The sequence below is a fragment of the Streptomyces sp. NBC_01244 genome (assembly GCF_035987325.1).
GTDB lineage: Bacteria > Actinomycetota > Actinomycetes > Streptomycetales > Streptomycetaceae > Streptomyces.
On record NZ_CP108488.1, the window covers coordinates 3,749,963 to 3,773,751 of the forward strand.

General features: G+C 72.7%; 13 protein-coding genes. 8 read left to right on the forward strand and 5 right to left on the reverse strand.

What is annotated here, in order from left to right:
• The first annotated feature begins 200 nt into the window (after positions 1-200).
• From OG247_RS16690 to OG247_RS16710, 5 genes are all read left to right on the forward strand, one after another.
• The gene (locus OG247_RS16690; protein WP_442813624.1) at positions 201-4,019 is read left to right on the forward strand and encodes an FHA domain-containing protein; all 3,819 of its coding nucleotides are present in this window, start codon (positions 201-203) and stop codon (positions 4,017-4,019) included.
• A gap of 161 nt (positions 4,020-4,180) precedes the next feature.
• On the forward strand, positions 4,181-5,593 hold the full coding sequence (locus tag OG247_RS16695) for an ABC transporter substrate-binding protein (protein ID WP_327252999.1): 1,413 nt from the start codon (positions 4,181-4,183) through the stop codon (positions 5,591-5,593).
• Positions 5,497-6,948, forward strand: a complete 1,452-nt coding sequence (locus tag OG247_RS16700) for a carbohydrate ABC transporter permease (protein WP_442813306.1) — start codon at positions 5,497-5,499, stop codon at positions 6,946-6,948. Before OG247_RS16695 ends, OG247_RS16700 begins: the two co-directional genes overlap by 97 nt.
• Positions 6,945-7,877, forward strand: a complete 933-nt coding sequence (locus tag OG247_RS16705) for a carbohydrate ABC transporter permease (RefSeq protein WP_327253000.1) — start codon at positions 6,945-6,947, stop codon at positions 7,875-7,877. Before OG247_RS16700 ends, OG247_RS16705 begins: the two co-directional genes overlap by 4 nt.
• Before the next feature lie 168 nt (positions 7,878-8,045).
• Entirely contained in the window at positions 8,046-10,295 is a 2,250-nt protein-coding gene (locus tag OG247_RS16710; protein WP_327253001.1) for a bifunctional glycosyltransferase/CDP-glycerol:glycerophosphate glycerophosphotransferase, read from the forward strand.
• Positions 10,296-10,503: 208 nt separating this feature from the next.
• Here the strand turns inward: OG247_RS16710 and OG247_RS16715 are convergent, their stop codons facing one another.
• Positions 10,504-11,136, reverse strand: coding sequence for a TetR/AcrR family transcriptional regulator (locus OG247_RS16715; RefSeq protein ID WP_327253002.1), 633 nt, complete (start codon positions 11,134-11,136; stop codon positions 10,504-10,506).
• Between the two features lie 128 nt (positions 11,137-11,264).
• Here OG247_RS16715 and OG247_RS16720 point away from each other — a divergent pair, with 128 nt between their 5' ends.
• Positions 11,265-12,224, forward strand: coding sequence for an ABC transporter permease (locus OG247_RS16720; protein WP_442813307.1), 960 nt, complete (start codon positions 11,265-11,267; stop codon positions 12,222-12,224).
• Complete coding sequence (locus tag OG247_RS16725; protein WP_327253003.1) at positions 12,217-12,999, forward strand: ABC transporter ATP-binding protein; 783 nt, start codon at positions 12,217-12,219, stop codon at positions 12,997-12,999. The genes OG247_RS16720 and OG247_RS16725 overlap by 8 nt, the downstream gene beginning before the upstream one ends.
• A 184-nt stretch (positions 13,000-13,183) precedes the next feature.
• Here OG247_RS16725 and OG247_RS16730 read toward each other — a convergent pair whose 3' ends face one another.
• The 3 genes from OG247_RS16730 to OG247_RS16740 form a co-directional block, all read right to left on the reverse strand.
• Positions 13,184-18,166, reverse strand: coding sequence for an NAD-glutamate dehydrogenase (locus OG247_RS16730; protein WP_327253004.1), 4,983 nt, complete (start codon positions 18,164-18,166; stop codon positions 13,184-13,186).
• Positions 18,167-18,569: 403 nt separating this feature from the next.
• On the reverse strand, positions 18,570-19,277 hold the full coding sequence (locus OG247_RS16735; RefSeq protein WP_327253005.1) for an HAD family hydrolase: 708 nt from the start codon (positions 19,275-19,277) through the stop codon (positions 18,570-18,572).
• 5 nt (positions 19,278-19,282) lie between these two features.
• The gene (locus OG247_RS16740; RefSeq protein ID WP_327253006.1) at positions 19,283-19,783 is read right to left on the reverse strand and encodes a DUF6912 family protein; all 501 of its coding nucleotides are present in this window, start codon (positions 19,781-19,783) and stop codon (positions 19,283-19,285) included.
• A gap of 519 nt (positions 19,784-20,302) precedes the next feature.
• On the opposite strand from OG247_RS16740, the gene OG247_RS16745 reads away from it, so the two are divergent.
• Positions 20,303-20,863 (forward strand): Rv3235 family protein, encoded by a 561-nt coding sequence (locus OG247_RS16745; RefSeq protein WP_327253007.1) that lies wholly within the window; start codon positions 20,303-20,305, stop codon positions 20,861-20,863.
• A gap of 115 nt (positions 20,864-20,978) precedes the next feature.
• Here OG247_RS16745 and secA read toward each other — a convergent pair whose 3' ends face one another.
• Positions 20,979-23,753 carry a preprotein translocase subunit SecA gene (gene secA / locus OG247_RS16750; protein ID WP_327253008.1) on the reverse strand — a complete coding sequence of 925 codons (2,775 nt, stop codon included), beginning with the start codon at positions 23,751-23,753 and terminating at the stop codon, positions 20,979-20,981.
• Between the last annotated feature and the right edge of the window lie 36 nt (positions 23,754-23,789).

Here is a 23,789-nt window from a genome sequence, read left to right on the forward strand (position 1 = left end):
ACGACAGGTGCGAGGATGCACCCGTACGGAACGGCCGGGACGGGAGCCCCGCCTTCCGGGCAGACCTGACCGGACGACGCGTCCGTGCCGGGTGGGGGCGGACGGACGGGCACCACATGCCGACGGCATGGGTGATCCCTCCCGCGGGTCCCTGCCGGGCGCACACACCGCGCACCGCGCAGAAGGGACCGCTGACGGCGATGCAGATCCGGCTGACCGTCCTTGGGTCGGGGTCGCGCAGCGGCCACCAGACCTCCACCGCGACCGCCTCCGGCGGGGGTACCGGCGGAGGAGGCACGCCGGCGAGCTGTGACGTACTCGTCACCGCGCCCGTCGGCACCGCGCTGTCCGCGGTGGCCTCCGGGCTCGCGGCGACCGTCGGCGGACCCGACACCGGTGGCACGGTGGTGCTGTACGCCGGTACGGAGCGCCTGGACCCTTCGCGGTGCGCGCTCGGCGAGCCGCCGCTCGTGGACGGGGCGGTGCTGTCGCTGAACGTGCCCGGCCCCGACGTCCGGACGGACGGGACCGCGGCCGCGACCGCCCTCGGCGACGGGCCGCAGCTGCACGTCGTGGCCGGCCCGGACGCCGGCGGGGTGCACCTGCTGCACCCGGGGGCGATCCGGATCGGGCGCTCCGCCGACGCGGACGTCCCGCTGGACGATCCCGACGTATCGCGCCTGCACTGCACCGTGACGGTGCTGCCCGACGGGCGGGTGGCGGTGGCCGACCTCGGGTCGACGAACGGTACGACGCTCGACGGCGCGGTGGTCGGCGCGGAGCGGGTGGCGCTCGCGCCGGGGGCGCTGCTGCGGGTCGGAGAATCCACCCTCCGCCTGGCCGTGGGCCCGGCCCCCGCTCCCCTCCCCCTCACCCCTGACCTGGAGGGCCACCTCTCCGTCCCCCTCCCGGGACCCCACCCCGACGCGCCCCCCGGCCACCCCGATTCCGTCCGCGCGGGCGCCACGCCGGGCTCGGCGGCGCAATCACACCCCGGCGGCGGGGCCTCCGGCGAAGCCCGGACCGGCGCTACGCCCGGCAGCCCGGCGGGGTCACACCAAGGCGGCGGCGCTTCCAGCGGAGCGTGGACCGGCGCTGCGCCGGACACCGCCACGGGGTCACACCCCGGCGGCGGCGCCCGGGCCGCAGCGGCGTACCCCGGCGCGGGGAGCCGGGGGGCACAGGGGCAGATCCCGCACCCCGCCCCTTCCCGGAACGGGGGCTCCGCCCCCGACCCCGTCAGGCCCGGGCACGGCGCCGCGGGCGCGCCCGGGGCTCACCGGGACGGCGGCGCCGGAACGGTCCCCGCCGCCCGGGGCACCGAGCACCACACCGGAGGCGGCCGCGGCGACGCGTCCGGCTCCGCTTCCCCGGACCCCTGGCCCTACGGGGAGACCGGCCGGGACGGCGACGCCGCCGGCTCCCTCCGCGCGGGCCGGATCGCCAGGCCCGCCGCCGGGTCCGGCACCGCGGGCGCCGGACACCCTTCGCTTCCCGACCGGCCCGCCGCCGGACAGTACGGCGGAGCACCCCACGAGGGCGGAGCCGCCGGGCAGTACGGCGGACCGGCACACCCGGCCGCAGCCCCGGGCCGGTACACGGAACCCGCCCACCCCGGGGCGGCCCCCGGCCGGCACGCCGCGGCAGAACACCCCGGCAGCCACCCCGGCGGGCACGCCGGAGCAGCACGAGACGGCGGAGCCGCCGGACAGTACGGCGCGGGCGCCTCCGGGCAGCACGCCGGGGCGCCCGACCCGTACGCCGGAGCCGCACACGCGGGTGGTGCCCCCGGCCCCTACGGCCACGCCGGGGCGGGGTCGTCGCCGCGGACCGGGGTCGAGCATCACGGCGCGGAGGGCTGGGAGGAGTCCGAGCCGGCCCGCGCGGCCGAGGGCGGGGCCGAGCCCCGCCGTGGGGCACGTCGCGGGATCGGGGCCTGGGCGCGGAAATGGGTGCGCGGGGCGGAGGCCGCCGAGGTGGAGGTGGTCGCCGAGGCCGAGGCCGCCGTCACGGTGCGGCCCGGCTCCGACGATCCCGCGACCCTGCTGCTCACCGCCCTCGGGCCGGCCCCGCGACTGTGGGCCGGGCCTCCCGGGCTCGATGTCACGCTCGGCGCGGGCAGCGAGGTCGCGCTCCGCGAGACCGGCGCGCTCGGCATCGCCGGACCCCGGGCCCGGCTGACCGGTGTGGCCCGCTCCGTCATCGCGCGGCTCGCGGCCCTGCACGCCCCCGGCCAGCGCCTGGAGATCGTGCTGATCGCCACCGACCGGGCCCGTCCGCTCGCCGAACGCCGCCGCGACTGGGGCTGGCTCGGCTGGCTGCCCCACGTACGCCCCGCGCACGGGCAGGACTGCCGGCTGCTGCTCGCGTACGACCGCGATCAGGCGGCCGCCCGCACCGGGGAGCTGACCCGGCGGCTCGACGACGGCCCCCTCGGCACCCATTGGGCCGCCGCCGGACCGGACGCGGTGCGCGAGGCCTCGTACGCCTACCGGGGTCCGTACACCCTCCTGGTCCTCGACGGGGACCCCGGTCCCGGGGCGCTGCGGGACATCACCAGCCGGCTGGCCTCGCACGGCCCGGCCGCCGGGATCCACGTGCTGGCCCTGGCCGAGGCGCCGGCCGCGACGCCCGCCTCACCGGTCGCCGAGACCTACGAGGCGGCCTGCGCGGCCGCCCCCGCCTTCCGGGACTGCCGGACCGCGGCCCTGCTCAGCGGTGATGTGGCCACGACCGTACGGACCTTCGCGGTCGCGGGCGGCAGACCGGCCGCCTCCGGCGGGACGGCCACGGCGGACGCCGTATCGGCGGCCTGGGCGGAGCGGTTCGCCCGCGCCCTGGCCCCGCTGAAGGCCGACTCCCCCGTCATCGAGGGCGGTTACCGGCCGGCCGTCGCCAACCTGCCCCAGACCTCCCGGCTGCTGGACGAGTTGGGGCTGGCCCGGGCCACCCCGGCGTCCCTGATGGCCCGTTGGGCCGCCTCCACCGACCAGGGGCAGCGCGTCGGCGGGCTCGCGGAGATAGTCCTCGGCACCGGCCGGCGCGGGCCGGTGGGCGCCGAACTGGTCACCGACGGGCCGCACGTGCTGATCGAGGGGCCCGCCGGAAGCGGCCGTACGGAACTGCTGCGTTCCGTGGCCGCCTCCCTGTCGGCCGCCGCCCGGCCCGACCGGCTCGGCCTGGTCCTGCTCGACGGGGCCGGCGGCGAGCGCGGCGACGGCCTGCTGCCCTGTACGGAGCTGCCCCACGTCTCGGCGCACCTGATCGCCTCGGACCCGCTGCGGATGCGGGAGTTCGCGCAGGCGCTCGGTGCGGAGCTCAAGCGGCGGGCCGAGCTCCTGGACGGGGTGCCGTTCTCCGAGTGGCACGCCGTGCGCGAGGTCTCCGACCGGATGGTCTCGCCCCGCCAGCCCACCCCCGGGGAGCTGCGCGGCGATCTCGAACCCCAGCGCTCCGGCACCCTGCGGCTGCGCGCCTCGGCCACCCGTACCGATCCGGCGGCCGGGCCCAGCCCGCTGCCCCGCCTCGTCGTGCTCGTGGACGACTTCGACGCGCTGGTCGCGCCGGGCCTGGGCAGCACGGGCCGGCCCGCCGCCGGTTCGGTGGTCCGCGCGCTGGAGGCGGTGGCCCGCGAGGGAGCCCGCCTCGGGGTGCACCTGGCGGCCACCAGCGCCCGCCCGGACCGGACGGCCGACACCGAGCTGGCCCGGCTCACGACCCTGCGCGTGGAGCTCGACGCCCCCGACCAGCCGGGCCCCGGCCGGGGCGTGCTCCGGTACGCCGACGGGCGCACGGTCCCGTTCCAGGGCGGCCGGGTGACCGGCCGGATCCCCCGGACGGCGACGCTGCGGCCGACGGTGGTGCCGGTGGAGTGGGAGCGGATGGGCGATCCGCCGGCCCGTCGCCCGGTCCGCGAGCTGGGCAACGGCCCGACCGACCTGGCGCTGCTGGCCAGCGCCCTGGACCGGGCCTCGCACCTGGTGTCGGCGGTCCCGGTGCTGTTCCCGCCGGCCCCCTGACCCGGCCCCCGACGGGCCCCTCCCGGACCCCCGGGTAGGCCCCCGAGCGGTCCTCCGCACACCCCCGTACGCCGTGAGGCGGTATTGCGGGGGTGCGCGGGGCGGCGTAGACCTTGTGGCACGGGACACACCATCGCCAGCGAGGCATCGGGGGCACCGCCATGCGCACGCACGGAACGAGCCGCACGACACCCGGGACACCCCGGACACCCCGGACACCACACAGCCGACGGCACACCTGGGCCGCGCTGGCCCTGGCCGGCGCGCTGGCGCTGAGCGCCTGCGGCAGCGGCAGCGACGGCAAGGAGCCCGCGAAGGGCACGGACAGCTCCGGCACCCCGGGCGGGCCGGTCGTCGCGTTACCCCGTCTCGACGGGGAGAAGCTGGAGGTCGCCGCCGTCTGGACGGGCGCGGAGCAGGCGAACTTCGTCAAAGTCCTGAAGGAGTTCGAGCGGCGGACGGGCTCCACGGTCACCTTCGTTCCGGCCCAGGACCCGATCGTCACCTTCCTCGGCTCGAAGATCGCGGGCGGCGCCCCGCCGGACGTGGCACTGCTCCCGCAGGTCGGGGCGCTGGTCTCGGCGGTCAAGAACAAGTGGGCGAAGCCGGTGGGCGCCGACGCGCAGGCGCAGCTCGACCAGAACTACTCGCCCGGCTGGAAGACGCTGGGCGCGGTCGACGGCACCCAGTACGGCGTCTACTACAAGGCCGCCAACAAGTCGCTGATCTGGTACAACGCGAAGGCCTTCGAGGCGGCGGGCGTACGCCCCCCGGCGACCTGGAAGGAACTCCTCACGGCGGCCGACACCCTGTCCGCGTCCGGTACTCCGGCGGTTTCGGTGGCCGGGGCCGACGGCTGGACCCTGACCGACTGGTTCGAGAACGTCTACCTCTCGCAGGCGGGCCCGGAGAAGTACGACCAGTTGGCGAAGCACGAGATCAAGTGGACTGACGACAGCGTCAAGCAGGCGCTGACCTCGCTCGCCGAGCTGTTCGGCCGCAAGGACTTCCTGGCGGGCGGCCAGAGCGGGGCGCTGGCGACCGAGTTCCCGAAGTCGGTGACGCAGACCTTCACCGGCGGCGACCGGCCGGCCGCCGCGATGGTCTTCGAGGGCGACTTCGTGGCGGTCAACATCGCCCAGACGGAGGCGAAGGTGGGCACCGACGCGAAGGTCTTCCCCTTCCCGGCGGTCGGCGCCAAGTCTCCGGTGGTCTCGGGCGGGGACGTGGCGGTCGCGCTGAAGGACTCGAAGGGCGCGCAGGCACTGCTGACGTTCCTGGCTTCGGTGGACTCGGCTCGGATCCATGCCCGTGAGGGCGGCTTCCTCTCCCCGAACAAGGCGCTCGAACCGGACGCCTACCCGAACGACATCCAGCGCGGCATCGCCGAGGCCCTGATCGCGGCGGGCGACAACTTCCGCTTCGACATGTCGGACCAGGCCCCGTCGGCCTTCGGCGGGACCCCGGGCGCGGGCGAATGGAAGGCGCTCCAGGACTTCCTGGCGAACCCGGCCGACATCGCGGGGACGCAGGCGAGGCTGGAGGCGGACGCGGCCAAGGCCTACGGGAACTGATCCCGGTGGCCTCCCCCGCCACCGCCCCGGCGGCGCGCCCCGCCGCCGGGGCGCGATCCCCCAAGGGCAAGGAGACCCGGCGCCGCCGACTGACCGCCGCGGCGTTCCTCCTCCCCTCCCTCGTCCTGCTCGGCGCGCTCGTCGTGCATCCCATCGGCTACTCGCTCTACCGCAGCTTCTTCGACCGCTCCGGCGAAAAGTTCGTGGGCGGCGGGAACTACGGGGAGATCCTGCGCGACGACACGATCCGCACCGCGCTGGGCAACACGGCGATCTGGGTGGTGCTGGCCCCGGTCACCGCCACCGCGCTCGGGCTGCTCTTCGCCGTGCTGACCGAACGGGTGCGCTGGGGAACGGCCTTCAAACTGATCGTCTTCATGCCGATGGCCATCTCGATGCTCGCCGCGGGCATCATCTTCCGGCTCGTCTACGACGCCGATCCCGACCGGGGCGTGGCCAACGCCGTCTGGGTCGGCGTCCACGACACCTTCGCCGAGTCCTCCGCCTTCCCCAAGGCCCGCCCCGGCCGGGACTCGCCGCTGGTCCCGGCCGACGGGGGCGCGTACGTGACCCGCGATCCGGTACGGGCGGGCGTGCCCGCGCCGCTCCCGCTGGTCGGCATCGCCCCCGAGGCCCTTCCGCCGGGAACGCGTACGGCGCGGGCGGCCGCCACCGAGCCGGGGAAGGTCACCGGTACCGCCTGGCAGGACTTCACCCGGGGCGGGGGCGGTACGACGAACACGGTCGACACCACCGAGTCCGCCCTGTCGGGGCTGCGCGTCGAGGCGGTCAAGGACGGCCGGGTGGTCGACTCGGCGAGGACCCGGGCCGACGGCACCTTCACCCTGTCCGCCGCGGCCGACGGCGCAGTGCTGCGGCTGCCCGCCTCGAACTTCCGGGAGGCGTACGCCGGCGTCGAGTGGCTCGGGCCGACCCTGGTGACCCCGGCGGTGATCGGGGCCTACGTGTGGATGTGGGCCGGGTTCGCGATGGTGCTGATCGGGGCCGGGCTGGCCGCCGTACCGCGCGAACTGCTGGAGGCGGCGCGGGTGGACGGGGCGAGCGAGTGGCAGGTGCTGCGCCGGATCACGGTGCCGCTGCTGGCGCCCGTCCTGGCCGTCGTGCTGGTCACCCTCGTCATCAACGTCATGAAGGTCTTCGACCTGGTCTTCGTGATCGCGCCGGGCGCGGTGCAGGACGACGCCAACGTCCTGGCGCTCCAGCTGTACCGGACCTCTTTCGGTACGGACGCCGATCCGGGGCTGGGCAGCGCCATCGCGGTGCTGCTGCTGGTCCTGGTGGCTCCCGTCATGGTCTACAACATCCGCCGGATGCGCCGGGAGGCCCGCCGATGAGCACAGCGCCGCGCGCCCCGTCCCGTACGCCGTCCCCTACGCCGTCCCGTGCGCAGTCCCCCACCTCACCCCTCGGCCCGGTCGCCACCGCGCGGTCCCTCGCCGCCCGGGCGGCCGGCGGGGCGCTGCGCGTCTTCCTGATCCTCGCGGGCCTGTTCTGGCTGCTGCCCACGCTCGGGCTGCTGGTCTCCTCCTTCCTCTCCCCCACCGCGCTGAACGACGGCGGGTGGTGGCAGGCGCTGACGGCGCCCTCCCGCCTCACGGCCGGCAACTACGAGCGGCTGCTGGCCAACGAGACCGTCACGGGCTCGCTGATCGACACGGCGGCCATCGCCGTCCCGGCGACCCTGCTCGTCCTGGCGCTGGGGGCGTTCGCCGGATACGCCTTCGCCTGGCTGGAGTTCCCGGGCCGCGACTGGCTGTTCCTGATCGTGGTCGCGCTGCTCGTCGTACCCGTCCAGGTGGCGCTGATCCCGGTCTCCGAACTCTTCGGCTCCATCGGCCTGTTCGAGACCACGGCGGGCGTGGTCCTCTTCCACACCGCCTTCGGGCTGCCGTTCGCCGTGTTCCTGCTGCGCAACTTCTTCGCGGAGATCCCGCGCGAGCTGCTGGAGGCGGCCCGTCTCGACGGGGCGGGCGAACTGCGGCTGTTCACGCGGGTGGTGCTGCCGCTGGGCGGTCCGGCGATCGCCTCGCTCGGCATCTTCCAGTTCCTGTGGGTGTGGAACGACATGCTGGTCGCCCTGGTCTTCGCGGACTCGGCGCACCCGCCCGTCACGGTCGCGCTCCAGCAGCAGGTGCGGCAGTTCGGGAACAACATCGACGTGCTGGCGCCCGGCGCCTTCCTGTCGATGGTGGTGCCGCTCGTCGTCTTCTTCGCCTTCCAGCGGCAGTTCGTCTCGGGGGTGATGGCGGGAGCGATCAAGTAGTCGAGCAAGTAGCCGAGCAAGTAGCCGATCGCGCAAGCGATCAGCCTCTGATCATGGTGTTGACGTGCCGGGTTGACGCTGCGTAACCCGAATGCCGCACCCTGCGTAACCCGATCACCACGCCGGGGGTTCCTGGGCCATATGCCCGCGCCGACCCCTGGATGTGCCGTGCCCCGGTTCAGCGTCATCGTGCCCGCGTACAAGGTCCAGGCGTACCTCCAGGAGAGTCTGGACTCGGTCCTGACCCAGTCGTACCCGGATCTCGAACTGATCGTGGTCGACGACGCCTCCCCGGACGCCTGCGGTTCGATCATCGACGACTACGCGGCCCGCGACCCCCGGGTCACCGCCGTGCACCTGGCGCACAACCTCGGCCTGGGGCCGGCCCGCAACGCGGGCCTGTCCCGGGCCACCGGCGACTACCTGGTCTTCCTCGACGGCGACGACACCCTCGCCCCCGGCGCCCTGCAGGCCATCACCGACCGGCTGAAGGCCACCGGCTCCCCGGACGTGCTCGTCTACGACTACGCGCGCACCTACTGGACCGGCGAGACGATCCGCAACAGCCTCTCCCACCGCCTCCGCGAGGAGGGCCCGGCGAGTTTCCGGCTCGCCGACCGCCCCGCCCTCCTCGGCATGCTGATGGTGGTGTGGAACAAGACCTACCGCCGCGAGTACGTGGAGCGCGAGGGCCTCTCCTTCCCGCCCGGCTTCTACGAGGACACCCCCTGGACCTACCCGGCGCTCCTGGCGGCGGAGTCGGTCGCCGTCCTCGACCGGGTCTGCGTGCACTACCGCCAGCGCCGCACCGGCTCGATCCTGACCACGTCCACCCGCCGCCACCTGGACGTCTTCGACCAGTACGACCGCGTCTTCGGCTACCTCGCCACCCGCCCCGAGCTGGAGCGCTGGCGGCCCGCCGTGCACCGGCGGATGGCCGAGCACTTCTGCGCCCTGTACGCGGATCCGCGCCGGCTCCCGCGCGCCGCCCGCGCCGAGTTCTTCGCCCGGGCCTCGGCCCTGCTGCGCCGCTACCGGGTGCCGGGCCCGCGTCCGCTGTCCCTGAGCCGGACGGACCGCACCCGCCACCTCCTGATGCGGCTGGGCACGCGGCGCGCGTACCGCGTCCTGTCCCTGCTCCGCTCGGGCTCGCTCACGGCGGGCCGCACCGGGATGACCCTGGGCCGGGGCTTGCGCGAGACCGTCCTGCGCCTGCACTACCGCGCGCAGCGCCTGCTCCCGCTCCGCCCGGAGCTGGCGGTCTTCTCCGCGTACTGGCACGGCGGTTACGCCTGCAACCCGGCGGCCATCGAGGCCAAGCTGCGCGAACTCGCCCCGCGCATGCGGACGGCATGGATCTGCGACCCGGCGCACGCCGCGACCCTCCCGCGCGAAACCACCTTCCTCCGCCCGGGCTCGGCGGCGTACTGGGCGGCCCTGGCCCGTGCCACCTACCTCGTCACGAACGTCAACTTCGACCGTGCGCTGGTCAAGCGCCCCGGCCAGATCCTCGTCCAGACGCAGCACGGCACCCCGCTCAAGCGGGTCGGCCTCGACCTCCAGGACCGCCCGGCGGCCACCCCCACGACGGACTTCGCGGGCCTGCTCCGCGGCGCGGACCAGTGGGACTACCTGCTGTCCTCCAACCGCCACTCCACCCTCGTCTGGGAGAAGGCGGTCCCCGCCTCCTACACCACGCTCGAGTACGGCTACCCCCGCAACGACGTGTACCACCGGGCCACCCAGGCGGACGTCCTGGAACTGCGCGAACGCCTCGGCATCCCGCCGGGCTCCACCGCGATCCTGTACGCGCCGACCCACCGCGACTACCGCCGCAGCCGCCCCGCCCACCCGGACTTCGACCGGATCCTGCGCGACCTGGGCCCCCGCTACACGATCCTGACCCGCACCCACCTCACCTACGCGGGCTCGCCCTCCCCCGAACCGCACCCGCGTCTCCTCGACGTCTCCTCCCACCCCTCCGTCGAGGAACTCTGCCTGGCCTCGGACGCGTTGGTGACGGACTACTCGTCCCTGATGTTCGACTACGCGTCCCTGGACCGCCCGATCGTCATCCACGCGGACGACTGGGAGGCGTACGAGGCCTCCCGCGGCACGTACTTCGACCTCCGCGCCTTCCCCCCGGGAGCGATCGCCCGCACCGAGGACGAGCTGGTGGACATCTTCTCCACCGGCCACTGGCAGGGCTCGCGCTCGGCTCAGCTCCGCGCGTCCTTCCGGACCCGGTTCTGCACGCACGACGACGGCCAGGCGGCGGAGCGCGTGGTCCGCCGCGTCTTCCTGAGCCAGCCGACCGCCCCCGTCACCCCCCTGGAAGACCGCCGCCCCACCCCCGCGGCCCCCTCAGCCACCCCGGAACCCACCCTGGCCCACCTGACCACGTCCCGCTGGCCGTAACCACTCCCACCCCGCCCACCCCTCCCACCCGCCCGCCCCTCCCAGCCGTCCGGCGTTTGAGGACCGGGGTCTGGGGCGGAGCCCCAGGGGGCCCGGGCACAGCCCGGCACCCCTCCAGCCCGTCCGGCGCTTGAGGACCGGGCCAGGGCAGAGCCCTGGGAACGGAGGAAGGGCGGGTAGGGGACTCCACCCCGCGCAGCGGGAGCCCCTAGGCCGGCCCGGCCGTCAGCCCGGCAACGACGGACCGCGCAAGCCCGTCCAGGTAGCCCCGCGACACCGCGTCCCGCACCACCACCTGCCGCCAGTACAAGGGCCCGATCGCCAGATCGAGCGCCCTCCCCGCATCCACCCCCACGGGCAGCTCGCCGCGCGCCACCGCCTCGGAGATGATCCCCTCCGCCATCCGCCGCTGCCCCTCCAGCAGAGCCCCCCGCACCGCGTCCGCGATCTCCGGATTCCGCGCCGCCTCCACCAGCAGGTCGGGGATCACCGCCGAGGCCACCGGATGCCGCAGCACGTGCGTCATCACCTCCAGCAGCGCCCGTACATCCCCGTAGAGCGCCCCCGTCGACGGCACCGGCAGGCCGTCCGTCGCGAAGGCGCCGACCAGGTCCAGCACCAGGTGCAGCTTGGACTTCCACCGGCGGTACACGGCCGTCTTCCCCACGCCCGCCCGCCGCGCGATGCCCTCGATCGACATCCGCGAGAACCCCACCGTCGCCAGCTCGTCGAGGACGGCCGCCCGGATCGCCTCGGTCACGTCCTCGCGCAGGACGGCGGCCCCCGCGGGGGCTCTTCGGGGGGTGGGGGCAGTGGCGGCGGCGGCAGGCTCAGGGGTCATGAGGAGAGCATATCCCTCGACGACGATACGGTTGCGTTCCGACGTCGAACGACCTAACCTCACCGTAGCGACGATACGGACCCGTCCCATCGCCAGCCGACGCCCCGACCCCGTCGAAAGCGACCCTCGTGACAGTGACCACCGCGCCACCCCCCGCCCCCTCCCCCTCGCACCGCAAGGACCGGGCCAAGGGCAGGGGCAAGGACACGGCCAAGTCCCCGGACCCCATCGCCGAGCTGGCGGCGGCCCACGACCTGACCCTCAGCGGAGCCCGCCCCACCCTCCCCCGCTACATCGCGCAGCTCTGGGGCCGGCGCCACTTCGTGACCTCGTACGCCACGGCCCGGATGCACGCCCAGTACAGCCAGGCCAGCCTCGGGCAGGTCTGGCACCTGATGACCCCGCTGCTCAACGCGGCCGTCTACTACTTCATCTTCGGCATCGTGATGCACGCCCAGCGGGCCGTACCGGACTACATCGCGTTCCTGATCACGGGTGTCTTCGTCTGGGACTTCATCGGAAGCTGCGTCAACGCCTCCACGCGCGCCGTGCAGTCCAACCTCGGCCTGGTCCGCGCCCTGCACTTCCCTCGCGCCTCGCTGCCTCTGTCCACCGTGGTCCAGCTCTTCCAGCAGCTGCTGATCACCATGGGCGCGCTGGTCATCCTGCTGCTCATCTACGGCCAGACGCCCGCCCCGAGCTGGCTGCTCGCCCTCCCCACCCTCGTCCTCATGGCCGTCTTCTGCGCCGGCTGCGCCATGTTCATGGCGCGGATCGGCGCGAAGAGCCCGGACGTCAGCCAGCTGATGCCGTTCATCCTGCGGACCTGGATGTACGCCTCGGGCGTCATGTGGTCGATCGACCAGATGCTGAAGACGGACCACCTGCCGCACTGGGTCTCGATGGCCCTCAAGCTCAACCCCGCCGCCGTCTACATCGACCTGATGCGCTTCGCGCTCATCGACTCGTACACGGCGCACCAGCTCCCGCCCCACGTCTGGCCGATCGCCCTGGGCTGGGCCCTGCTCGCCGGCGTCGGCGGGTTCGTTTTCTTCTGGAAGGCAGAGGAGGAGTACGGCCGTGGCTGACACCGCAACCGAGACCCGGACCCCGACCGTCATCGCCGACGACGTCCACGTGATCTACAAGGTGCAGGGTTCGGGCGGCCGCAAGGGCGGCGCGACCGCGGCCCTGAGCCGGATCTTCTCCCGCAAGCCCGCCACCGGCATCCGCGAGGTGCACGCCGTCAAGGGCGTCAGCTTCACCGCGTACAAGGGCGAGGCCATCGGCCTGATCGGCACCAACGGCTCCGGCAAGTCCACCCTGCTGTCCGCCATCGCCGGCCTCCAGCCGGTCGCGCGCGGCCGGATCTTCTCGCACGGCCAGCCGTCCCTGCTCGGCGTGAACGCCGCCCTGATGAACGACCTGACCGGCGAACGCAACGTGGTCCTCGGCGGCCTCGCCATGGGGATGTCCAAGCGGCAGATCCGCGAGCGCTACCGGGAGATCGTCGACTTCTCCGGCATCAACGAGAAGGGCGACTTCATCTCCCTGCCCATGCGCACCTACTCCTCCGGCATGGGCGCCCGGCTGCGCTTCTCCATCGCCGCCGCCAAGGACCACGACGTCCTGATGATCGACGAGGCCCTGGCCACCGGCGACGCCGCCTTCCAGCGCCGCAGCAAGGCCCGCATCGAGGAACTCCGCGAGCGGGCCGGCACCGTCTTCCTCGTCAGCCACGGCATCGGCACGGTCCGCGAAACCTGCGACCGCGCGATCTGGCTCGAATCGGGCGTCCTGCGCATGGACGGCCCCTCGCAAGAGGTCTGCGACGCGTACGAAGAATTCACCAACCGCCGCTGACCAAATCCAGCGGCGCCAGCCAAAATCCAGCCCCTCCGGCGTTTGAGGAGCGGGGGTCCGGGGGCAGCGCCCCCGGCAACGGCGCCGCACCCGCCCACCACGGACCGGAACACGAACGGGCCGGGCCCGGAACCCCACAGGGGGTCCCGGGCCCGGCCCGTTCCATCAAGCCGGCCCGCCAGGGCTACGCATGCGCCCGAAGCAGCGAGCGCATCGTCCGCATGGCGACGGACAGGTTCGCCAGATCGAAGTCGTCCGACCCCTGGATCTCGTCCAGAGTCGTCCGCGCCCGACCGATGATCGCCGCGTTCTTCTCCTCCCACGCCTTGAAGCGCTCCTCGGGAGTCGAGGTCCCGTTCCCGACCGCCAGCACGTCCGCGGTCAGCGCCGCGTGCGCCGAGAACAGGTCCTCGCGGATGGACGCGCGGGCCATCGACTGCCAGCGGTCGGCCCGCGGCAGTTCGATGATCCGGTCCATCAGCTGGGTGATGTCGAGCCGGTCGGCGAGGTCGTAGTACACCTCGGCGACGGCCAGCGGCTCGACGCCCGTACGGTCCGAGATCGCGACGATGTCGAGCGTCGGGAAGGCGGAGGAGAACCCGGCCACCTTGGCCGCCAGTTCCTCCGGCACGCCCTCGCCGATCAGTTCGGCCATGACCGCCTCGTACCACTCCAGGTCCGCGCCGCGCACCAGCTTCGGCACGTCCGACCAGACCCGCTCCACCCGCTCGGCGAAGAACTCGATGGTCTCGGTGATCTGGAGCGGCTGCGGCCGGTTGTTCAGCAGCCAGCGCGTACCGCGCTCGACCAGGCGCCGCGAGTGCAGCCGGATCCGGGTCTGGACGTCGGCGGCGACCTCGTTGTCGAGGGACTCCACCGCGTCCCAGACGCCGGCCAGGCCGAAGATCTCGCGGGCCGCGAGCTGCGCCCGGACGATCTCCTCCAGGGAGGCTCCGGTCTCCTCGCGCAGGCGGTGCAGGAAGGTCGAGCCACCGCTGTTGACGGTGTCGTTGACCAGCACCGTGGTGATGATCTCGCGGCGCAGCGCGTGCCCGTCGACCTGCTCGGGGAACTTCGCGAGCAGCGCGCCCGGGAAGTAGGCGTGCAGCAGGCGGGCGAGGTACGGGTCGTCCGGGAGCTCGGTGTGGATGAGCTCGTCCGCCACCGTGATCTTGGTGTAGGCGAACAGGACGGCCAGCTCCGGCTGGGTCAGGCCCTTGCCGTTGTTCAGCAGCTCGCGCAGCTGCCGGTCGTTGGGCAGGAATTCCAGCTGGCGGTCCAGCAGGCCGTCACGGCCCAGGCGGCGCATGAAGCGCTGCTGGGCGTGGAGCAGGCTGGGGGCCTGGGCGGCGCCGTTCGCCAGCGCCACGTTCTGCGCGTAGTTGTTGCGCAGCACCAGTCGGCCGACCTCGTCGGTCATCGCGGCGAGGAACTTGTTGCGCTGCTTGACGGTCAGGTCCCCGTCGGTGACCACCGAGTTCAGCAGGATCTTGATGTTCACCTCGTGGTCGGAGGTGTCCACGCCCGCGCTGTTGTCGATGGCGTCGGTGTTGACCTTGCCGCCCTCGCCGCCGGCGCCGCCGCGCGCGAACTCGATGCGGCCGAGCTGGGTCAGGCCCAGGTTGCCGCCCTCGCCGATGACCTTGGCCCGCACGTCGGAGCCGTTGACGCGGATGGCGTCGTTGGCCTTGTCGCCGACGTCGGCGTGCGTCTCGGCCGTCGCCTTGACGTACGTGCCGATGCCGCCGTTCCACAGCAGGTCCACCGGGGACTGGAGGATCGCCTTCATCAGGTCGGCCGGGGTCATCTTGGTGACGCCGGCCTCGATGCCGAGGGCCTCACGGACCTGCGCGTTGACCGGGATGGCCTTCGCGCTGCGCGGGTGGATCCCGCCGCCGGCGGACAGCAGGGAGCTGTCGTAGTCCGCCCACGAGGAGCGCGGCAGCTCGAAGAGGCGCCGGCGCTCGGCGTAGGAGGTCGCCGCGTCCGGGTTCGGGTCGATGAAGATGTGCCGGTGGTCGAAGGCCGCGACCAGGCGGATGTGCTCGGAGAGCAGCATGCCGTTGCCGAAGACGTCGCCGGACATGTCGCCGACGCCGACGACGGTGAAGTCCTGCGTCTGGGTGTCGTGCCCGAGCTCGCGGAAGTGCCGCTTGACGGACTCCCAGGCGCCGCGGGCGGTGATGCCCATGCCCTTGTGGTCGTAGCCGGCCGAGCCGCCGGAGGCGAAGGCGTCGCCCAGCCAGAACCCGTAGGACTCGGCGACCCCGTTGGCGATGTCGGAGAAGGTCGCGGTGCCCTTGTCTGCGGCGACGACGAGGTAGGTGTCGTCCTCGTCGTGGCGGACCACGCCCTTGGGCCGCACGACCTCGCCGCCGACCATGTTGTCGGTGATGTCGAGCAGCGCCGAGATGAAGATCTTGTACGAGGCGATGCCTTCGGCGAGCCACGCGTCGCGGTCCACCGACGGGTCGGGGAGGTTCTTGGCGACGAAGCCGCCCTTGGCGCCCACGGGCACGATGACGGTGTTCTTGACCATCTGCGCCTTGACCAGGCCGAGGATCTCCGTACGGAAGTCCTCGCGGCGGTCGGACCAGCGCAGGCCGCCGCGGGCGACCTTGCCGAAGCGCAGGTGGACGCCCTCGACGCGCGGGGAGTACACCCAGATCTCGAAGGCCGGGCGCGGGGCCGGCAGGTCCGGGATGGCCTGCGGGTCGAACTTCATCGACACGTAGGAGTGCTGCTCGCCCGCGGAGTCGAGCTGGAAGAAGTTCGTGCGCAGCGTCGCCTTGATGAGGGTGAGGAAGGACCGCAGGATCCGGTCCTCGTCCAGCGAGGCGACCTGGTCCAGGGCCCCGTCCAGCTCCTCCAGCATCGCGTCGACGAGCTCGGTGCCCGCGGACTGGCGGCCCGGCGACATCCGGGCCTCGAAGAGGGAGACCAGCAGCCGGGTGGTGTGGACGTTGTTGCGGAGGGTGTCCTCCATGTAGTCCTGGCTGAAGGTGGCACCGGCCTGGCGCAGGTACTTGGCGTACGCGCGCAGGACCACGGCCTGGCGCCAGGTCAGTCCGGCGCCCAGCACCAGGGTGTTGAAGTTGTCGTTCTCGGCGTCGCCCTGCCAGACCGCCGAGAAGGCGTCCTGGAACCGCTCGCGGGCGTCGTCGCCGAGGTAGTTGGCGGTCCCGGCGGAGTCCCCGTTGCCGCTCGGAAGCGGCATCCGCAGACCGAAGTCGTAGATCCACGCGTTGGTGCGGTCGGTGCAGCGCAGCTCGTACGGCCGCTCGTCGGTGACCTCGACGCCCAGGCGCTGCAGGACCGGCAGGACCGCGGAGAGCGAGACCTGCTCGCCCGTCCGGTAGATCTTGAACCGGCGTTCGCCGGGACCCGCGCCGACGGGCTCGTACAGCGACAGCGCGAACTCGCGGTCGCTGGCGGACAGCCGCTCCAGGTGGCACAGGTCGGCCACGGCCGAGCGCGGCGAGTGGTCGGCCTTGTAGCCCTCGGGGAAGGAGTTCGCGTACTTGCGCAGCAGCTCGGCGGCGCGCTCCTCGCCCAGCTCCGCGACGAGCGCCTCGCCGAAGCCGTCGGCCCAGGAACGGGCGGCCTCGACCAGCCGGCCCTCGATCCGCTCGACGTCGGCGTCGGTGAGCACGGGCAGCTCGGTGCCCTGCGGGACGCGGACGACGAAGTGGATGCGGGAGAGGATCGACTCGGTGTTCCAGGCGGTGAAGTCGACGCTGATGCCGTCGAGCTCCTCCTGCAGGATCGCGATGAGTCGCAGCCGCACGCCGGTGGTGTAGCGGTCACGCGGCAGGTAGACCAGCGCGGAGTAGTAGCGGCCGTACTCGTCCTGGCGCAGGTACAGCCGCAGCCGGCGGCGTTCCTGGAGGTACAGGACGGAGGTGGCGATGGCCTGGAGCTGGTCGACCGGGGTCTGGAACAGCTCGTCGCGCGGGTAGGTCTCCAGGATCTGGAGCAGGTCGCGGCCGTCGTGGCTGGACGGGGCGAAGCCGGCGCCTTCGAGGACCTCGGCGACCTTGCGGCGGATGACCGGGACCCGGCGCACCGACTCGGTGTAGGCGGCGGAGGAGAACAGGCCGAGGAAGCGGCGCTCCCCGACGACGTTGCCCTCGGCGTCGAACTTCTTCACGCCCACGTAGTCGAGGTACGAGGGGCGGTGCACGGTGGAGCGGCTGTTGGCCTTGGTCAGCACCAGCAGGCGGTGCTCGCGGGCCTTGGCGCGGGCGTCGGCCGGCAGCCGGTTGAAGGACGGGGAGACGGGGTGCGCCTCGTCCTGTCCGTGGTGCAGCGGGTCGGAACGCAGGATGCCGAGGCCGGTGCCGGGCACGGCGGCCAGGGCGTCGCCGTCGACGAGGTTGTACTCGCGGTAGCCGAGGAAGGTGAAGTGGTCGTCGGCGAGCCAGCGCAGCAGCTCCCGGGCCTCTTCGAGCTCGTACTCGCGCAGGTCCGGGGCGGTCGGCTCCTCGGGCAGCTCCTGCGCGATGCGCAGCGCCGCGTCGCGCATCTTCTCCCAGTCCTCGACGGACTCGCGTACGTCGGACAGGACGCGCTGCAGATCGGCGGTGATCTGCTTGAGGTCGGCCTTGTCGGTCTCGCGGTCGATCTCGACGTGAATCCAGGACTCGACGAGGGAGTCGTGGGGGCGCGCGGTGCGCGGACCGTGCGCGTCGCAGTCGGGGCCGAGGATCTCGATCAGCTTGCCGGTGACGTCGCGGCGGACGACGACCTGCGGGTGGATCACGACGTGGATGCCGCGCCCGTGGCGGGACAGCTCGTTCGTCACGGAGTCCACGAGGAACGGCATGTCGTCGGTGACCACCTCGACGACGGAGTGGCTGGAGGTCCAGCCGTTCTCCTCCACCGTGGGCGTGTGCACCCGCACGTTCGCCGTGCCCTGCGGACGGTTCGCCGCGAGCCTGTAGTGCGAAAGCGCGCCCCCGAACACGTCGACCGGGTCCCGGTCGAGCAGGTCCTCCGGGGCGGTGTGCAGGTAGTAGCGCTGGAGGTAGGCGAGAGTCGTGTCCCGGTCGGGACGCTCCCCCTGCTCGGACCCAGTCGGAAGTAGCCCCCCGGCCGGGCTGTTCTCAGCTACCCGTGCCGCCCGCGCGAGCAGCTCGGCCTTTGCTTCGTCCAGCTTGGTCTGCATGTCCTCTGGCTCCTGTCGCGCGCCATTGCGTGACGTAGGTGAAGGAAGGAATGGCATAGCACCGCGAGGCGGGGTGTCGGTGTCCGTTCGGGATCGACGCTATGCCGTCGAGAAAGCCCACCGGGAGGAAATCGGCCATGATCGGCAGGATGTCCAGGGACCGGGGGCGGGGATCAGCGACGGCCCGGGCACGTTGGTGCGCCGGGCGCCGGGCGGAGGCTTCAGTGCCTCCGAGAACTATCGCGCTGATCACGGGTACCAGGCTATCTCGGTCCACCCCCGGCTCGTCATGAGCTGTATGTGTACAAAAGAGGGGGGGTAACTTTGACACTCTGGACAGGGCCGGGCCCGGCCGGGCGTGCCAGGCGGGCGCGCGGTCGCTCTCCGCTCATGCGACCGCTCACTATCCGGCCAGCACGCGAGCAGTGCGTACGGCCTCCGCCAGGCTGTCCACGACGGGGACACCGGCTGATTCCAGACTGCCGCGGCTGTGCGAACCGCCCGTATAGAGGACGGCCCGCGCGCCCACGTGCGCGGCGGCCAGCGCGTCGTCCACGGCGTCTCCGATGAGGACCGTACGGCCGGCGGTCACTCCCGTCCCGTCCAGGGCCGCCATGTGACGTACGAGGTGCCCCGCCTTGGTGGTATGGGAGGGCCCGGTACGCCCGTCGACGCGCAGGAAGTGCCCGTCGATCCCGTGCGCCCGGACGAGCGGCACGAGCTGTTCGTGGGGCGCGAGGGACAGCAGCGACTGCGTCAGCCCTTCCGCCTGCCAGTCCCGCAGGAGCTCGCGGGCCCCCTCGGCGAGCCCGGCGTCCTCGGCGGCCGCCCAGTAGTGGCGGTGGAAGGCCTCGTCCATGACCAGCCACTCGGCGTCCGTGGGGAGCCGGCCCATGAGGCGCTCGTAGAACTTCGGCACCGGTACGACGTACAGCTCGCGGTACCGCTCCAGGGTGATCGGCGCCAGGCCGAGCTCCGCGAAGGAGGCGTTGGTGGCGGCTATCACCGCGTCGATGTCGTGGAGCAGCGTGCCGTTCCAGTCCCAGACGATGTGCGGGGCCGCGGGCGCGGGGATCGGTGCGGGGATCTCGGGTGCGGGGATCTCGTTCACGGAACTCATTTCAGCAGCCCCGGAATCTCCTGGACCCCGAACCACAGCAGCTCGTGGTCCTCGGCGCCGTCGACGGTGGACCGGGCAGCCTCATCGCCCCCGTCGGCGGCCGGTACGGCGGCCACGGCGGCGCTCACGTCCTCCAGGGCCTCTTCCGCGTCCACGTGCACCGCGGCCGCCACCGAGAGCCGTACGGCCCCGGCGAGGGCCACCTGGCCCAGCGTGGCCTCGTCGACCCCGGGGGTGGCGGTGGCGGCCTTGTCGTCCACGTCGACGGCCACCACGACCCGCTTGCGGGGCGCGGCCCCGTCCTCGGCGATCATCCGCAGCGAGGCGGCTGCGGCCCTGGTCAGGGCGGCGTACTCCAGCTCCTCGATGTCGTCCGACACGTACCACTCGCGCAGCCCGGGCGTGACGGCGTACGCCCGCAGCGGAGCCGGGCCCAGCTCACCCGCCTGGTGCGCCTCGGCGAGCCCGGGGAGGGTCAGGGGGACGTACACGCGCATGGCCGGCTGCTTTCGGTAGGTCGGAAACGCCCCCAGGATACGACCGGCGCCCGACCCCGCCGCTCCCCTTCGTGACGCCTCCCTCGCCCGCGTCGGCCTCCTGTGGCCTCCGGGGGCCTCCCAGGGCCTCCGCGGCTTCGGCAGACCGCCCCGGACTCCGTCAGGTGACGGCCCGATCCGTCACCTCCGGCCCGGACCGGAGGACGGGGAACCGACCCGGGGGCAAGGCCCGGCCCGGAGCCGTGACGCGGGCGCCGCCCCGGGCCCGGACTCCGTCCGTGACGGCCCGCGTCCCCCTTCGGGGTGCCGCCGCAGGGCCCGGCGGCGTCCACTTCGCTCCCGCCGGGACGGCGCCGGGGGCCCGGGGCCGCCGGGGAGCGACCCGGATAGGTGAAGGCGGGCCGGGTCCGGGGCGGCCCCGCGGCGCCGTTGCGGAGCGTGTTCGCAGCCCCGTAGAAGTCCCCTACCAAGTTACTGCCCGGTACTCACGCCGGGCCCGACCCCCCGGGGACGACCACCATGACCACGAGCACCCCCCGCACCACGGAAACCACCGGAATCGCCGGAACCACCGGAAGCACCCGGCGCCCCGGAACCACCGGGAGCGGGACCCCCCGAACGGCCGGCAGCGCCGCGGCCGGCACCGGCCCCGGCCGCGGCACCGCCAGGCCCGCGAGCACCGGCCCCGGCAGCGCGAGGCCCGGCGGCCGCCACGACCGGCGCCGGCCGTCCGCCGGTATCCGCCGCGGCCCCCACGACTGGTTCGCCGAACGGCTGCTCGCCGTCCTCAGCGGCCGCCGCCCCGTGCACTCCCTGATCGGCCACACCATCGGCCCGGCCTACGACCAGCTGATCACCCTCGCCCCCGCCGACCCCCCGCAGGAGCGCGCGTACGAGGCCCGCCGGCTCAGCCCCGTCATCCACGGATGCGGCCGGTTCACCCCCGGTCCGGGGGTCATCGAGGCCTTCGCCCGCATCGCCACCGGCGACCGCCTCACCGCGCTGGCCTTCCGTCTGGAACAGGGCCCCGACCTGCGCTGGCGCTGCGCAGCCGTAGAACTCCACGGCCCCCGTCCGTGACCCCGGCCCCGGCCCCGCGCCCGCGCCCCGGCCCCCGCCCGCGAACGCCGCCGGGGCCGGACTCCACGCACAGCGTGGTGTCCGGCCCCGGCGGTGATCCCGCGAACGGCGCGGGTTACTTCTTGCGGCGACGGCCGCCCGTGGCCTTCGCGGCCTTACGGCGCTCCGCGCGCGTCATCCCGGCGTCGTCACCGGAATCCGATGCGAAGTCGCCCTCGACGACGCCGCCCTCACCGTCCACGGTGGGCGCGGAGAAGTGCAGCCGGTCCGGCCGCTGCGGGGCGTCCAGACCCTTCGCCCGGATCTCCGGCTTGGTCAGCGACGGACCGGAGTCCGAGACCGGAACCTCCTCGACCTGCTGCTCGACCTGGACCTCCAGGTTGAACAGGTAGCCGACGGACTCCTCCTTGATGCCCTCCTGCATGGCGTTGAACATGTCGAAGCCCTCGCGCTGGTACTCGACCAGCGGGTCCTTCTGGGCCATCGCCCGCAGGCCGATGCCCTCCTGCAGGTAGTCCATCTCGTACAGGTGCTCGCGCCACTTGCGGTCCAGCACCGACAGCACCACGCGCCGCTCCAGCTCGCGCATGATGTCGGAGCCGAGCGTCGCCTCGCGGGCCTCGTACTGCTCGTGGATGTCGTCCTTGACGGACTCCGCGATGAACTCGGCCGTGATGCCGGCGCGGTCGCCCGCGGCGTCCTCCAGCTCCTCGACCGTGACCTTGATCGGGTAGAGCTGCCCGAAGGCGTTCCACAGCCGGTCCAGGTCCCACTCCTCCGCGAACCCCTCGACCGTCTCGGCCGTGATGTACGCGTCGATCGTGTCGTCCATCATGTGACGGATCTGCTCCTGGAGGTCCTCGCCCTCCAGGACGCGACGGCGCTCCTTGTAGATCACCGTGCGCTGGTTGTTGAGGACCTCGTCGTACTTCAGGACGTTCTTGCGCGTCTCGAAGTTCTGGGTCTCGACCTGCGACTGGGCCGACGCGATGGCCCGCGTGACCATCTTGTTCTCGATCGGCACGTCGTCCGGCACGTTCGCCATCGACATGACGCGCTCGACCATCTGTGCCTTGAACAGGCGCATCAGGTCGTCGCCGAGCGACAGGTAGAAGCGGGACTCGCCCGGGTCGCCCTGTCGGCCGGAGCGGCCGCGCAGCTGGTTGTCGATGCGGCGCGACTCGTGCCGCTCGGTGCCCAGCACGTACAGCCCGCCGAGGTCCTTGACCTCCTCGAACTCCGCCTTCACGGCCGCCTCGGCCCGCGTGAGCGCCTCGGGAAGGGCGTGCGCCCACTCCTCGATGTGCTCCTCCGGGTCCAGACCGCGCTGGCGCAGCTCGGCTTCGGCGAGGTCGTCCGGGTTGCCGCCGAGCTTGATGTCGGTACCACGGCCGGCCATGTTCGTGGCGACCGTGACGGCGCCGCGACGGCCCGCCTGGGCGACGATCGTCGCCTCGCGGTCGTGCTGCTTGGCGTTCAGCACCTCGTGCGGGATGCCCCGCTTGGAGAGCTGCTGCGAGAGGTACTCGGACTTCTCGACCGACGTCGTACCGACGAGGATCGGCTGACCCTTTTCGTGCTTCTCCGCGATGTCGTCGACGACGGCGGCGAACTTCGCGACCTCGGTGCGGTAGATCAGGTCCGCCTGGTCCTTGCGGACCATGTCGCGGTTGGTCGGGATCGGGACGACACCGAGCTTGTAGATCTGGTGGAACTCGGCGGCCTCGGTCATGGCCGTACCGGTCATGCCCGACAGCTTCCCGTACAGGCGGAAGAAGTTCTGGAGCGTGATCGTGGCGAGGGTCTGGTTCTCGTCCTTGATGTCCACCCCTTCCTTCGCCTCGATCGCCTGGTGCATGCCCTCGTTGTAGCGGCGGCCGGCGAGGATACGGCCGGTGTGCTCGTCGACGATCATGACTTCGCCGTCGATGACGACGTAGTCCTTGTCGTTCTTGAAGAGCTCCTTGGCCTTGATGGCGTTGTTCAGGTAACCGACGAGCGGCGTGTTCACCGACTCGTAGAGGTTCTCGATGCCGAGCCAGTCCTCGACCTTCGCGACACCGGTCTCGTGGATGGCGACGGTGCGCTTCTTCTCGTCGACCTCGTAGTCACCGGTCTCCTCGATGCCCTTGAGGGGCTGGCCGGGCTCGCCCTTGGTCAGGCGGGTGACCAGCTTCGCGAAGTCCGCGTACCACTTGGTGGCCTGGTCGGCCGGGCCCGAGATGATCAGCGGGGTACGGGCCTCGTCGACGAGGATCGAGTCGACCTCGTCGACCACGGCGAAGTTGTGGCCGCGCTGGACGAGCTCGTCCTGCGACCACGCCATGTTGTCGCGGAGGTAGTCGAAGCCGAACTCGTTGTTCGTGCCGTACGTGATGTCGGCGGCGTACTGCTCACGGCGCTGCGCCGGAGACATGTTCGCCAGGATGCACCCGACCTCCAGGCCGAGGAACTTGTGCACCCGGCCCATCATCTCGGAGTCGCGCTCGGCGAGGTAGTCGTTCACCGTGATCAGGTGGACGCCCTTGCCGGACAGCGCGTTCAGGTACGCGGGCAGCGTGCCGACGAGGGTCTTGCCCTCACCGGTCTTCATCTCGGCCACGTAGCCGAGGTGCAGCGCCGCGCCACCCATCATCTGTACGTCGTAGTGACGCTGGCCGAGGACGCGCTTGGCGGCCTCGCGGACCGTCGCGAAGGCCTCGGGCAGCAGGTCGTCCAGGCTCTCGCCGTCCTGGAAGCGCTGCTTGTACTCGTCCGTGAGCGCACGCAAGTCGGCGTCGGAGAGGTTGACAAAGTCCTCTTCGATGGAGTTGACCTGGTCCGCGATGCGGTGCAGTTTTTTGAGGATCTTGCCTTCGCCTGCACGCATGAGCTTGTTGAAGACGGACACCGAGGTTTGTCTCCTTGCCGGTCGGGCCTGGCACTG